13 protein-coding genes are annotated in these 15,087 nt (G+C 30.4%); 5 read left to right on the top strand and 8 right to left on the bottom strand.

The annotated features are described in order from the left end of the window. Position 1 precedes the first annotated feature (1 nt). Positions 2-1,021: a zinc-binding alcohol dehydrogenase family protein gene (locus TVTCOM_RS04935; RefSeq protein WP_434798735.1), complete on the bottom strand. Its 1,020-nt coding sequence runs from the start codon at positions 1,019-1,021 to the stop codon at positions 2-4. Positions 1,022-1,213: 192 nt separating this feature from the next. On the opposite strand from TVTCOM_RS04935, the gene TVTCOM_RS04930 reads away from it, so the two are divergent. The 3 genes from TVTCOM_RS04930 to TVTCOM_RS04920 all read left to right on the top strand — a co-directional run bounded on the left by TVTCOM_RS04930 (position 1,214) and on the right by TVTCOM_RS04920 (position 5,032). After that, a complete protein-coding gene (locus tag TVTCOM_RS04930) occupies positions 1,214-1,873 on the top strand; it encodes a GntR family transcriptional regulator (RefSeq protein WP_434798734.1) in 660 nt (219 codons plus the stop codon). A 164-nt stretch (positions 1,874-2,037) separates the two neighbouring features. Continuing rightward, a complete protein-coding gene (locus TVTCOM_RS04925) occupies positions 2,038-3,504 on the top strand; it encodes a tagaturonate reductase (protein ID WP_434798733.1) in 1,467 nt (488 codons plus the stop codon). A gap of 22 nt (positions 3,505-3,526) precedes the next feature. Beyond that, positions 3,527-5,032, top strand: coding sequence for a UxaA family hydrolase (locus TVTCOM_RS04920; RefSeq protein ID WP_434798732.1), 1,506 nt, complete (start codon positions 3,527-3,529; stop codon positions 5,030-5,032). A 115-nt stretch (positions 5,033-5,147) separates the two neighbouring features. Here TVTCOM_RS04920 and TVTCOM_RS04915 read toward each other — a convergent pair whose 3' ends face one another. From TVTCOM_RS04915 to ptcA, 6 genes are all read right to left on the bottom strand, one after another. Continuing rightward, positions 5,148-5,387: a hypothetical protein gene (locus TVTCOM_RS04915; protein ID WP_434798731.1), complete on the bottom strand. Its 240-nt coding sequence runs from the start codon at positions 5,385-5,387 to the stop codon at positions 5,148-5,150. A gap of 140 nt (positions 5,388-5,527) precedes the next feature. Continuing rightward, complete coding sequence (gene murJ / locus TVTCOM_RS04910) at positions 5,528-7,072, bottom strand: murein biosynthesis integral membrane protein MurJ (RefSeq protein WP_434798730.1); 1,545 nt, start codon at positions 7,070-7,072, stop codon at positions 5,528-5,530. Positions 7,073-7,558: 486 nt separating this feature from the next. Further along, positions 7,559-8,494 carry a carbamate kinase gene (arcC, locus tag TVTCOM_RS04905; protein WP_434798729.1) on the bottom strand — a complete coding sequence of 312 codons (936 nt, stop codon included), beginning with the start codon at positions 8,492-8,494 and terminating at the stop codon, positions 7,559-7,561. A gap of 2 nt (positions 8,495-8,496) precedes the next feature. Next, positions 8,497-9,612 (bottom strand): agmatine deiminase, encoded by a 1,116-nt coding sequence (gene aguA, locus TVTCOM_RS04900; protein ID WP_434798728.1) that lies wholly within the window; start codon positions 9,610-9,612, stop codon positions 8,497-8,499. Then, a complete protein-coding gene (locus tag TVTCOM_RS04895; protein ID WP_434798727.1) occupies positions 9,613-11,031 on the bottom strand; it encodes an APC family permease in 1,419 nt (472 codons plus the stop codon). Positions 11,032-11,055: 24 nt separating this feature from the next. Continuing rightward, the gene (gene ptcA, locus TVTCOM_RS04890) at positions 11,056-12,093 is read right to left on the bottom strand and encodes a putrescine carbamoyltransferase (RefSeq protein WP_434798726.1); all 1,038 of its coding nucleotides are present in this window, start codon (positions 12,091-12,093) and stop codon (positions 11,056-11,058) included. Positions 12,094-12,548: 455 nt separating this feature from the next. On the opposite strand from ptcA, the gene TVTCOM_RS04885 reads away from it, so the two are divergent. Further along, entirely contained in the window at positions 12,549-13,445 is an 897-nt protein-coding gene (locus TVTCOM_RS04885) for a LuxR C-terminal-related transcriptional regulator (RefSeq protein WP_434798725.1), read from the top strand. A gap of 53 nt (positions 13,446-13,498) precedes the next feature. Further along, entirely contained in the window at positions 13,499-13,906 is a 408-nt protein-coding gene (hepT, locus tag TVTCOM_RS04880) for a type VII toxin-antitoxin system HepT family RNase toxin (RefSeq protein ID WP_434798724.1), read from the top strand. A 296-nt stretch (positions 13,907-14,202) separates the two neighbouring features. Here the strand turns inward: hepT and TVTCOM_RS04875 are convergent, their stop codons facing one another. Further along, positions 14,203-15,027, bottom strand: coding sequence for a hypothetical protein (locus tag TVTCOM_RS04875; RefSeq protein WP_434798723.1), 825 nt, complete (start codon positions 15,025-15,027; stop codon positions 14,203-14,205). Between the last annotated feature and the right edge of the window lie 60 nt (positions 15,028-15,087).

Here is a 15,087-nt window from a genome sequence, read left to right as displayed (position 1 = left end):
TCTAGAATTCTATTAGCACCTTTAACATAGAAGCTCCATTGTTTACGAAATCTTCAAATGCTTTTCCTGCTTCTTCAAACTTATATGTATTAGTAACAATTTTGTCTAAATCAACTTTTCCTTCTTTAACTATATCTATTAATTCTAAGAAGTCTTTTTTAAGAGCATTTCTTGATCCAAACACATTTAATTCTTTCTTTTGTATAAGTGTAAAATTAAAATCTAAATTTTGCTTTCCTACTCCTATTAATACTACTCTTGCCCCAAATGCTGCAGCATCTATACAATTTTGGAATGTTGATGGAAGTCCAACTGCTTCTATAGTAACATCGAATCCGTTTCCATTTGTAATCTCATTAACTTGTTTTTCAAAACTTTCAGCACTTTCATTTAATATCATACCATCTAATTGAAATTCTTTGTATGCATATTCTAGTTTTTGTTTAGCAACATCACTTATGTAAACTTTTGCTCCCAATGCTTTTGCCGCTACTGCTGCAAGAACACCTATTGTACCAGCTCCCATTACTAATACTATATCTCCTTCTTTAACCTTAGCTCTAGATACTCCGTGATAACTTATACAGAATGGTTCTATTAATGCTAATGTCTTGGCAGAAAGCCCTTTCCCGTCATATACTCTTTCAATTGGCATTGTTATATATTCACAGAATGCACCATCTCTTTGGCATCCCAATGTTTCATTAGTAGTACAACAGTTCACTAAATTTTTTTCACATGGATAGCAAGTAGTACAGTTAAAATATGGATTACAAGTAACAATCATTCCTTTTTCTAAGCCTTTATCATTTTTGCCTATTTCAACTATTTCTGCTGAAAATTCATGACCTGGTATTCTTGGATAAGAAGCATAAGCAAAAGTTCCTTTGTAAGTTCCTAAATCACTTCCACATATTCCTCCATAAAGTAATTTTAAAAGAACTTCATTTTCTTTTACTTTTGGCATTTCAACTTCTTTTATTTCTACTTGACCTGGCTTATTGATTAATATACTTTTCATTCTCAATCATTCCCCCTTTATTTGTATTCAACATTGTATTTAATGATGTATACATCTTAGCATGGTCCTGAAAACGATGTCAACACTTTTTATTTTTATTTTTTTAATTTGACTATTTTAATTTGACTATTATTATCATAGGTGATATTCTTATCTATAAATTAACAAATTAATATTGTATAGGGAGGCCCAATGGCAAAACTAAGTCTTAAACAAATAGCTTACAATTCCATTAAAGAGAAGATCTTAAAATGTGAATATATGCCTAATTCTTTCTTGAATGAAGATTTGCTATGCGAAGAATTTAAAGTTAGTAGAACTCCAATAAGAGATGCATTAAGTAGATTAGAACAAGAACATTTAATTAAAATACTACCTAAAAAAGGTTTCTTTGTTGCTCCACTTTCTATTGGTGAAATCAACTTAACCTTTGAAACTAGAACACTTTTAGAAACTTATTCTATAAGCAATCATTGTTCTAATCTTAATAGTGATACTATAGATTCATTATATGAAAATATTAAAAAGGCTAAAGAATGTATTAAAAATAATAATCAGGAAGAACTTTTCATACTAGATGATGAGTTTCATAGAATTATTTTAAATCAATGCAATAACTATTATTTAATTGATACTTATAGCAGAGTTCATAATCAAAACTGTCGTCTAAGAGTACTTAGTGGATTACATGATAATAAACGTCTTTATTCTACTATAGATGAACACATGGAAATACTAGCTTTTCTAGCTAGCGGTAATGTAACTGCTGCAGAAGAAGCCATGAAGATTCATTTAAATAATGCGAAGAGTTCTTCTTTTCAAGCATTTTTAAACAGTAATTCTTCACTTTAGAATGTTAATCTATGAATATTCATAGATTAACATTTTTTATTTTTCAATAAGATTTATTTTTTTATAAAAATTTAAAGTTTTTTATTTTTTTATATTTTGTTGTATACAACAAGAAATACATCTGTTATTATAAAGATAATTAAGTTTGGGAGGTAATGTTTGACATGAAAAAAATAAATGAAACAATAGAGAAAAGATATAATAAATATCCAGAAAAAATACTTCAATTTGGTGAAGGTAACTTTTTAAGAGCTTTCACTGATTGGATGATAAATAAAGCCAACGAAGAAAACGTTTATCAGGGTAGTATAGTGTTATGCCAGCCTATAGCTCCAGGTTTAGCTAATCTTATAAACGACCAAGAAGGTTTATACACTCTTGCTATGAGGGGAATTGAAAATAATGAGGCTGTAGAAAAAATAGAACAAATCACATCTGTATCTAGATGTATAAATCCATATGAAGACTACAACGCTTTATTAGATATAGCTAGAAGTGCTGATTTAGAAGTAGTTATATCTAACACTACTGAAGCAGGAATTTCTTACAAAGAAGGAGATAAATTAACTGATGCTCCTCCATCTTCTTTCCCTGCAAAAGTAACTGCTCTTCTTTTTGAAAGATACAAAGCCTTTAATGGTGCTGCTGACAAAGGTTTATTATTCTTACCAGTTGAATTAATAGACAACAACGGTGCAGAACTTAAGAGAATAGTACTTCAATATGCTAATGAGTGGGCACTTGGGGAAAAATTTATAAACTGGATAGAAACTGCTAATAAGTTCACTTCTACTTTAGTTGATAGAATAGTTACAGGATATCCAAAGGATCAATTAGATTATTTTGAAGAAAAATTAGGATACAAAGACAACATAATAGTAACTAGTGAACTATTCAATTTATGGGTGATTGAAGGAAAGAAAGAATGGTCTGAAATACTTCCAATCCATAAAACTGATGCTAATGTTATTTGGACTGAAGATGTTACTCCTTATAAAAAGAGAAAAGTTAGAATCTTAAACGGAGCTCATACTTCTACTGTTTTAGCTGCTTACTTAGCTGGACATGAAATAGTTCTTGATTTTATGAATGACCAAGTATTTAAAAACTACTTAAATAAATTAATGTTTAGTGAAATAATACCTACTTTAGATCTTCCTAAAGACGAATTAGAATCTTTCGCTTCTGATGTAATAGATAGATTTGCTAATCCATACATCAAACATAGATTATTAGATATATCATTAAACTCTGCATCTAAGTTCAACGCAAGATGCCTTCCATCTTTACTTGAATATGTAGAAGAAAAAAATGAAGTTCCAAAACATTTAACATTCTCTTTAGCTGCATTTATCAAGTTCTACAAAGGTAAATTAGTTGAAGGACAATATGTGGGAACTAGATTTGATGGTACTACTTATGTTATAAAGGACGATGCTGAAGTTATAGAATTCTTTGCAAATACTTGGACAAAAGAAAATGTAGCACAAGTTGCTCATGACGTATTGTCTAACACTGCTTTATGGAGCGGAAAAGACTTAACTACAGTTGCTGGACTTGAAGAATCTGTAGCTAAACATTTAGCAGATATGGAAACTACTAATATGAAAGATTTAGTTGCTTCTTTATAAAAATAAACGGGGGATAATTATCATGAAGGAAAATAAGAACTTAATTATAATATCACAAGATGATAATGTGGCTGTTGCTCTTGCTGACTTAAAAGCCAAGGAAACTTACACAATAAATAATGTAACTGTCACTCTTTTAGATGACATTCCATTTGGTCACAAAGTTGCTTTATGTGATATAAATGAAAATAACAATATAATAAAATATGGTCATCCAATAGGTCATGCAAAATGCAATATTTCTAAAGGAAATCATATACATACTCATAATCTAAAAACAAACTTAGATGGAGTTTTAGATTATAAATACAATAAAAATGAAGAAGTTTTAGCTAAATTCAACAATAATAAAAAAGAAGCTTTCTTTGATGGATATGTTAGAGCCAACGGTAAAGTTGGTATTCGTAACGAAGTTTGGATAATTCCTACTGTTGGATGTGTTAACACTACTGCCAAAATATTAGAAAAAAGAGCCAATGAAAAATACGGCAATAAAATAGACGGTGTATTTGCATATACTCACAATATGGGTTGCAGTCAGTTAGGCGATGATCATGCTACAACTCAACAAATTTTAAAAGGTTTAATAAACAACCCTAATGCAGGAGCTGTTCTTGTACTTAGTCTTGGTTGTGAAAACAACAACTTAGATGAATTTAAACCTGTACTTGGTGACTACGACGAAAATAGAGTTAAATTCTTAGTTACTCAAGATGTGGAAGATGAATATGAAGCGGCTATGGAAATTCTAGATGAATTAGTTGACTATACTTCTTCTATGAAACGTGAAAAAGTATCTGCTGAGCATTTAGTACTTGGATTCAAATGTGGTGGATCTGATGCATTCTCTGGAATAACTGCCAATGCTTTATGTGGTTGCATAAACGACACTTTAGTTAATCATGGTGGAAGTACTATCCTTACAGAAGTTCCTGAAATGTTTGGAGCTGAAACAATTTTAATGGAAAGAGCTGTAACAAAAGAAATATTTGATGATACTGTAAATTTAATAAACGATTTCAAAGGTTATTTTACAAAATATAATCAAACAATATACGAAAATCCATCTCCAGGAAACAAAAAAGGTGGTATATCTTCTTTAGAAGAAAAATCACTAGGCTGCACACAAAAAGGTGGTCAAGCCCCTGTGGTAGGTGTGGTAAATTACGGTGAAGCTGTTGAAAATAAAGGACTTAATTTACTTATAGGTCCTGGAAATGACCAAGTTTCTTGTACTAACTTAGTTGCAAGTGGTGCTCAAATGGTGCTATTTACAACAGGTCGTGGAAATCCTTTTGGTTCTCCAGTTCCAACAGTTAAGATTTCTTCTAATAGTAATTTATATAACAAGAAAGAACATTGGATTGACTACAATGCTGGACAATTACTTGAAGGAAAAACTTTTGATGAAGTTACAGAAGACTTCTTCCAATATCTACTGGATGTGGCTTCTGGAAAAGTTCAAACTAGAAATGAAGAATATGGCTACAAGGAAATCTCTATTTTTAGAGATGGTGTAATTTTATAAAATTCCTTTCCCTCAAATATAAAACCGACCCAATTGGGTCGGTTATTTTTATCTGTATATATTTTTTACTTACACTTTATACCCTACTTTGTATAGTTATTAATGTATTTTAATGTTAGCTTTGAGATCCAGTAGGTCTATAACTGCAAAACCCTCGAGCTTGATGTGCATTTTGATCAATACCATCAGGTATGAAATATTTACATGATCTAGAAGCTATCCCTCCTTGATTAGGACAAATATATTGCAATCCACCAGTTGGTCCTGATTGACTAACACATCCAGGAGGCTTATCCTGACCAGCTGTATTGTAAATATTTAAACTTAATAAATCTGGCTTATACCATTTTTTCATTGAAAACACATCCCTTAAATATAATATATTTATTATAATAATATTCAATAGGTATGATAATAAATATTACTCTACAGAGTAATATTTATTACTCAACTTTATAAGTAGATATAAACAAATTCAAATCCATAGTATTTATATTATTTTGCTCTCTTCAATCTTCTCTTCACCACATCCGTAACAATCCTAATCTCATCCACCTTAAACAATATAACAAGACCACCATACACAGCAGCTGCCAAAGTAACAGCAATCATCAGTACAATAAACTCTGCTTTTCCTCCAGTATGAGTAAATCTCATCATATAATGATAAGAATAATAAGCCACAGCACCCATAATCAATGATGCCACAAGACTTTTCACTGTAGCCTTAACAATCTTGTCTTGTCCAAAATAACCAATCTTCTTTCTCAAACTTCTAAACAACAACATAATACAAGCCAGAGAAGACAAACTAGTAGCCAAAGTAAGACCTGCCAGTCCCCAAAACTTAATAAACACCACGTCCATAACCATATTCACACCCATGGCAATTACACCATTTACCATTGGCGTTTTTGTATCTTGTAAAGAATAAAAAATCTTTCCAAGAACGTCTCTCAGACCATAGGCCACCATCCCTATTGAATACATAGCCAAAGCCAATGCTGTTAAATAAGTTCCCCTTGAGTCAAAGGCTCCTCTTTCAAAAAGCACCCTAACTATGGGAAGTGATAAAACCATAGTTCCCACAGTAATTGGTAAAACAAGTATTATAACGCAGTTTATACTTTTTATAACAGATGCAGTAAATCTCTCTTTGTTATCTTCCTTGGACAGCTGTGATAAAATGGGATAAATCACAGATGAGATTGATGTTATAAATATGGCTACAACAAAGGATATTAGTTTGTTTGAATAACTTAGTGCAGAAACTGTTCCTGTTGGCAAAAATGATGCCAAAGTTCTGTCTACCAAAGTATTCACCTGATTTACTGCCACACCGATCAACACAGGAGCAATAAGCCAAGCCATCTTTTTAATATATTTATCTTTTATTTTAATAATTGGTACATATTTATATCCAGCCTTAATAGCATAAGGTAGTTGAAATAAAAACTCACTTGTTATTCCCAGCAAAGTTCCCCAGATCATTATATAAGGACCATGCTTTACACTAAGTAAAGTTGCCACAATAATAATTACATTCTTTGGCACACTGCTAAGTCCTGGCGTAATAAAATCATTTTTTATTTGTAAATAAGAAGTCATCACATAACTAAGGCCAGTAAATACAATTCCAAGAATAGTTATTCTAGTAAAATTAATAGCCACCTGCAATGCCTCTCCTTTATATCCCATGGCAAATACATTAACAATTTGCTCTGTAAACACAAATCCAACAACGGAAAGAACTATACATCCTATTACAACTAAATTAAACACATTATTTATAAATTTAAGAGAACCTTCTTCGCCTTCTTCACTATGTACTTCCATATACATTGGTATAAGTACCGTTGCTAAAGTACTTCCAATTATTGCAAAAATAACCTGAGGTATATTCATGGCTGTTATATAGGCATCACTGTATATGCTTGTTCCATACCCAGTAGCAAGAACTAATTCTCTACCAAATCCCAATATTTTTGCTATTATAGTTGCCACCATTAGTCCAAAAGTGGCTCTTGCTAATTTGCTCATTATTTTGCTCCTTTATATTTATAAAAAATTTCATATTTATAAAAAATTCCCTTGGCTCAAAATTTACTTTTATTTTTCACACATATAATATTATAATATTTTTTGTAAAAATTTAATACGATATTCTAACATCTTTTTGTTTATATTAATAACTTTCAAATCAGAGCATTTAAAGAATATGCTTTGTTAAATGTATAAATTTATCTATAACTAACTTTTAATAGGTACATCTGTATGTCTTTCAAAAGCATGTGAACGATTTTTGTTTTATCTCTATAGTAAAAATGCGGTGTTGAAGGCCTTCAAAAAAATAAAATCGACCACCTACGAAAAAAGTTTATACAACATATATAAGTAAATAGCAAATATAAGTAATTAGGAAAATTTGCCCATATAATCATCCTTAGTTTAATAAAATTTATTATAACTATTGGCTTAGAATACAAAAAATAGCCACCCATTTTTGGATGACTATTTTTAATTTATTTAATATATTAGGGTTCCACTTTCACCGCTCATGGCTAAAGGAGCTTTTTCTAATGATGCAATAATTGCTTTTCTTCCATTTTTTGATGATACAAAGTTCATGGCTGCTTGAACTTTTGGTAACATACTTCCTGGAGCAAATTGACCTTCATCACAGTACTTAGTTGCTTCATCTATACTCATCTCTACTATTTCTTTTTGATTTGGTTTGCCAAAGTTTATTGCTACTCTATCTACTGCTGTTAATACAAATAAATAGTCTGCATTTACTAATTCTGCTAATTTTGCTGAAGCAAAATCCTTGTCTATGACAGCAGGCACACTTTCGTAATCTCCTTCGTCATCAAGAACTACTGGTATACCTCCACCTCCACAAGCTATAACTATAAATTCATCATCAAGTAAGTTTAAAATAGAATCTCTTTCTACTATACCAACTGGTTTAGGAGATGCAACTAATTGTCTATAACCTCTACCTGAATCTTCCTTCATAATAAGAGTTGGATCTTCTTCCATCATTTTTTTAGATTCTTCTTCGGTATAAAAAGATCCTATTGGTTTTGTAGGGTTTTCAAAAGCTTTATCGTTTTTATCTACTATTACTTGAGTAATAACACTTGCTACTTTCCAAGGCATATTTTCTTTTCTTAACTCTTTTTTTATACCCTTTTGTAAATGAAAACCGATATATCCTTGGCTCATTGCTGTACATTCTGGTAACTGAAACTTCGGTATTTTATCTGTATATTTTGATGCAGTCTCAAATGCAAGGTTTATCATTCCCACCTGAGGACCATTTCCATGACTTATTATTATTTCATGTCCTTGTTTAATTAATCCTACTAAAGATGGTGCTGATTTTTCTATCATTTCTTGTTGTTCTTGAGGAGAATTACCTAGAGCATTTCCCCCAAGTGCTATTAATATTCTTGACATATTTATACACACTCCAATGCTTCTTCTTGTGATTTAGGTTGTTGTTGAGTTATACAGTGTATATTTCCTCCACCTAATAAAATCTCCCTAGCATATATTCCTACTATTTTTCTATCAGGGAAACATTTTTGTAAAGTTTCTTTTGCAAGTTCATCATTTGGATCATTGAAAGTAGGGAATACTACTCCTCCGTTTGCTATATAGAAATTAGCATAAGATGCTGCTAATCTATCTCCTTCTTTTCTTGGAAGAGTTCCATCTACTCCATCAACGCCATCACTTTCTTCTTTTGTTATTAATATATTAGAAGGAAGCATTAATTTAACTACTTCTATTTTTCTTCCTTTTGCATCTGTTTCTTTGCTTAGTATTTCATAGGCCTCTTGGCAAATTTCATATTGTGGATCTTCTTTATCTTCTGTCCATGCTAGTACTACTTTTCCTGGAGCAGCATAGTGAAGGATATTGTCTACATGTCCATTAGTTTCATCATTATATATACCACGAGGTATCCATATTATTTTTTCTAAATTTAAATATTCTTTTAATACATCTTCTATTTCATCTTTAGTTAAGTGAGAGTTACGACCTTCACTTAATAAGCATTCTTCTGTAACTATTAGTGTGCCTTCTCCATCTACATGAATAGAGCCACCTTCAAGTACAAAATCTTCTAAACTATAAACGTCTTTTTCTTCTATCTGACAAATTTTCCTAGCAATATGATCATCTTTATCCCATGGGAAGTATAGTCCATCTACTAATCCTCCCCAAGCATTGAATCTCCAGTCTACCCCTCTTACTTCTGATCCATTTGTTACAAATGTTGGTCCACAATCTCTTACCCAAGAGTCATCGTTAGACATTTCTACTATACGTATATTTGAAGGCAACATATTGCAAGCGTTATCATATTGTTTATTACTTACACAAACTGTAACTGGCTCAAACTCACTAATAGCTGTAGCAACTTCTACGAAAACTTTTTGTGCTACTTTTCCACCTAATCTCCAGTTATCTGGTCTTTCTGGCCATATAATCCAGCAACCATCATGTGGTTCAAATTCACCTGGCATTCTATATCCATCTTTTTTTGGTGTAGAGTTTAATATATTCATTTATAACATCCCCTTTTCATCCTCTTGTATGTTTGCTTTTGCTTTCTCCTTACCAAGTTTTATTATTATTAATTCACCAATGATTATGAACACCACAGAACCTATAGTAATTGGTAATGTTTCCGCAAGAGTTTCTGCATCGAAGTTTGTAGGTACTGCAATAAAGAAAATTGATATTATTATCATAATCATAGGTAAAGCTGCCAACATTTTTAAAAATCCTTCACTTCCACTTACTTTAAATGGTCTTTCTGTATCCGGATCTATTTTACGAAGTTTTAAGAAGGCAGGAAATACAGGTAAATAAGCTAAAAGGAACATTACAAGATTTAATGCAAAGAAACTCCAAAACAAATCTTGATTAGGTAAAAATGGTGCAACTAATATTACTACTGATGCAACAATACCGTTCATTACTGCTGAACCAACTGGCATATTATTCTTTGAACTTCTTATTCCAAATACTTTTGGCATGTCTTTATTTTCCGCTGCATAACAAGCCACATTGTTAACTCCCAATGCCCAAGAAATCATATTTCCAAACAAACTTAATAAAAATAAAATACTCATTATAGAAATGAACAAACTAGTTTTTTTACCAGTAAGTAGCTGAATACTATCAATCAAACCACTACTTGTACTAACTTGGTCTGTTGGAATGGCAACACCTATACCAAAAGCAGAGAATATATAAATAGCTGCTATTACTAGTCCACCTATTACTATAGCTTGAGGTATTTGCTTTTTAGGATTTTCCATATCATCTGCAAAAGTACAAACTACTTCAAATCCTAGGAAGTTAAATAGTATTACAGAAATAAATGACAAACTATTTGCATCAAAAGATGGCAACAAAGATTTAACTGTATATTCATTTGCAACACCATGAGTTATTGCTCCATATATACCTAAACAACCTACAACTACAGCTAGTAATACTTTAATAAATGCTGCTCCATTTAAAATCCATACACTATCGCATACTGGGTAAAAGCTTATTCCTACTATTATCCATATAAATACTAACTCTATAGCCAATGCCCCTATTAAAGGAATTTCTATTCCTAATATCATTCCTAATACTTCTGGGAAAATAACTGCTAAAGAAGCCATCCATAGAGGATAGTTTATCCAGTAAAACCAAGATACTCTAGCTCCCCATTTATTACCTAAAGCTTTTCTAACCCAGTCATACAAACCACCTTCTCCGTCATAAGTAGTTCCAAGTTCTGAAGATATTAACCCATATGGTAATAAGAAAGTTAGCATTAAGAATATCCACCAGAAATACTGAGAATTACCTATAGCTGCTACAGGGGCCGCAGCCTCTGCAACAAATACTACACATATTACAGAAAGGACTGCGTCTGTTAACTTAAATTTCTTTTTTCCTTGAATGTTTCCTTGAAGGTCACTCATTTTACCTGCCCCTTTCGCCTATTATTAGTTATTTAACATAGCTTCAACTTCAAATTTATTTAAAAAATTTTCTAAGTCAGCCTTAGCTTCTTCTTGTTTTTTTTCATCAACTGGCTTTTCTGCTAAAGTTGAAAAATAAACTAATAATCCTCTCATAGCAGTTAAACGATTTTCTGCTTCATCAAATACTATAGAGTAAGGAGCATCAATAACTTCATTTACTACTTCTTCTCCTCTTGTAGCTGGTAAGCAGTGCATAAACTTAACATGTGGAGCTGCTTTTTTCATCATTTCTTCATCTACTTGATATTTAGGATAGAATATAGATAATCTTTCTTCTTCTGATAATTCAGCATCATATAATCCGTACCAAACATCTGTATATACAAAGTCAGCATCTTTTAATGCTTCATCTTCATTATCTGTTATTAAGAAAGAACCTCCTGATACTTTACAGTTTTCTTCAGCTATTTTTAAATGCTCTTCTTTTAATTGATATCCTTTTGGTCCATATTGTACAAAGTTCATTCCTAGTTTAGTAGTAATAAATAGTAATGAAGCACAAACTTGAGTTGCATCTCCAACAAATACTACTTTTGCATCTTCTAATTTTTTGCCTTCTGGTAAATGTTCTATTATTGTACACATATCTCCCATTTCTTGAGTTGGGTGATTGTAATCTGACATACCATTTATAACTGGTATAGAAGCGTATTTTGCTAAGTTAGCAACACTTTCGTGACGATCAACACGAGCCATTAATATATCTACTAATTTAGATAGTACACAACTAGTATCTTCTAAAGTTTCGTGTCCACCTAATTGAATTTGTCCTGGTGCTAAGTACTGAGCATGTCCACCTAATTGCTCCATTGCTGTCTCAAATGATACTCTTGTTCTAGTAGAAGATTGTTGGAATATCATTCCTAATGATTTATTTTTTAATAATTGTGGATAATAACCTGTTTTAATACAGCTCTTTATTTTAAGAGATAGGTTTATAATATCCATCAATTCCTCCTTTGTGAAATCATTAGTGTCTACAAAATGTTTTACTGCCATGATTTTGTCCTCCTTAGGATATTTATTTTTAATTTTTATTTTTGCTCTTGCCTTGTGGCGAGTAGCTTATGCTTAGATAGTAATACCTTTCCTATGAGGTTTAAAATCATCTTTTCTCCCACTTTTTGGATGTATTTTTCTAAATAAAAGGTTTATTTTTCCTCTAAACTTTTCTAAACTTTGAGTATATTGCTAACTTGTAGCCTTCGATAAAAAATTATCAAGAATTTGCACTGAAAAAAAGATTATAGTATAATTAGAGCACAAGGTATTTATTTCGTTTTAGATCAGGGGATTATAAATATGCAATATTAGGGGGGAAATTTTAAATGGATATGCTTATCTTTGTTTACAACATTATTTTATTGGTACTATTCACCGTAGTCACTTCTTATTCTTTTAAAGCCTACTTATATAAAAAAGAAAAACTTCATTTTTATATTAGTATTTTATTTATGTTTTACATATTTGATAATGTTGTCATATACATGACGGAATTTCTAGATAAGTTTTCATCGGCTTATGATTTATCATTTTTGATTGCACCAACCTTCAAAACAATTATCTTTATTGTAACTGGCTTGTGTTTAATTTTAATTCAAGAAAACGTTTTAAAACTAAAAGTAAAACCATTTGACATATGTATTTATCTAATACTGGTTTCAGCCGTATTGATTGTACCTTTTATATTCAAAAAAAATTTAATGGTATGGTTATATTACCTTCCTTATCAATTATTCACTTTCTACCTTAGCTATATAGGTATTTTATACTTAAACAAAAATACCAATTTAATAAATAATAAATTTATTAAAAACTATAGAACTCTATTAATATTAACTGCTGTATTTTCCATACTTATAGTTATTGAAGATAGTATCGTTATATTTAATTTTGATATTTATTCTGATGTTCTTGTGAAAATTAATAATAGAAATTTATGTGAAGATATTCTAAGCATAATCTATGCATTATTTGGCATTAAATACTACTCTCACTTAATGACACTTTCACCAAATGAGTATAACAAGCCACAAGAAAATCCTAATATTGTAATTGATGATAATTTGATTAAAAAAGAATCTATTAGACAAAAAGCTTTATATGCTGATTTCGCAGAAACATACAACTTAACACCTAGGGAGATAGAAATTTTAAATCTGCTTCTACAAGATAAAACTAATAAGGATATTAGCGAAGAGCTGACGATTTCCTTAGGAACAGTAAAGACTCATGTTCATAATATTTATCAAAAGGTAGATGTGACAAAACGACATATGCTTATTAAGATTTATAAAGAGTTTTGTGAAGACATAAAAAAAGGAAATGATGTTGAAATTATTTACTTTTAAATAATTTCCTGTACTTGTCTATATATTTGGTTCTAAAGAAAGAGGTAGTGTATATGGGAAATGATGTTATATACAATAAAATAGAAACTATCGAAAGGTGTGTACATAGAATCAAAGAAGTTTACGATAATAATTTTGAAAACTTAAAAGATTATACTAAACAAGATTCTATCATACTTAATATTCAAAGAGCATGTGAGGCTTGTATAGATTTATCTATGCATATTGTTGCAGTAAAAAAATTAGGCATTCCTCAAAATAGTTGGGATTCTTTTGAAGCTCTTAATAAAAATCATATATTAAGTGATAGTTTAACTAAAAAATTAAAAGCTATGGTTGGTTTTAGAAATATAGCTGTACACAATTACCAAGCAATTAATATTGAAATATTAAGAGATGTTATTGAAAAGCACACGGAGGATTTCTTTGAATTCATATTTGAAATAAATAAAATATTATAAATATTAAAAAAGACAGCGCTATCTATAAAAGAATTGCTCTGTCTTTTTATTTGTATAAGAATAAGTTCATCTATTAATTTAGAACTCCATTATCCATTAAAATTTTTCTTATTTATAGTAGTTTATTTTTTAAGATTATTTATAAAAAATAATTTAGGAAATTATATTTAGGCTTACCACAGGGGGATAACATTTTTGTTAACCCCCTTGGATTATTGATAATATGTGGCTTTTGGGAATACTCCTGATAGCAATAAGAGAAACTTATTGCTATCAGGAGTATTGTTAAACATCAATTATATAACGTGTCTTATTGCTTCAATTTCTTCTATTGTTAAGTCAGTAAGTTCTTTTATAGTTTCATTATCCATTCCTTTTAATATAGCCTTCTTTGCTATCTCTATAGCTTTTTCTTTCTTACCTTTATTTATACCTTTTTGCAATCCTTCTTCTATTAAACCCTTTCCTAATTCAGTCACTCTTAACTCCTCCTTTACTTTTTCTAAATCTTTACCACTTAAAAATTTATTCGCAAAAGCATATAAAATAGATTCCATATCTCTTTTATATGGACTTGTTATTTCTTTACTTAACTTTATGGCCTTTAATATCTTTTCACCTTTATCCATTTTTCCACCCATAACCGGTGTAAATGTAAGCTTTATTATATCTTGCTTATCTATATCATTTCCTTTTGACAACTTTTCTATTATTTCATCAAATACTTTGTCTCCATCCTCATTGACCATAGATATAGCATTTACTTTATAAGTGTTTATACCACAATTATATTCACTAACTGGGCTTTTGATATCACCTGAATAAACAACATACGTTATTACTTCTTTTTTAGTTTGATGATTAAGTAGAGACTCGTAAGTCCTAAATCTCATTAAATCTTCTATACCCTTATTAGTAGTTTGAAACTCAAAGTGTATATATGTATCATCTTCCATCAGAAATGTATAATCCATATACATATTCTTACTATCTAAAACAACTAATTCTGTTGGTCCGTTATCTTTTACTTTTTTATTTATTCCAAAAAATTTAAGACCTTCTTCAGCAAATATGTCCATTGCTCTTTTCATTATAAAATCTTCATAATTTGGCTTTTTCATCCGTTCACCTCAAATATTAATCTCTTGTGTCTTATTATTCTCTTATAAAAATTATATCCT

Origin of the sequence: Terrisporobacter vanillatitrophus, assembly GCF_051148895.1 — a bacterium.
Taxonomy (GTDB): domain Bacteria; phylum Bacillota; class Clostridia; order Peptostreptococcales; family Peptostreptococcaceae; genus Terrisporobacter; species Terrisporobacter vanillatitrophus.
This window is presented reverse-complemented; position numbering and strand designations above follow the sequence as displayed.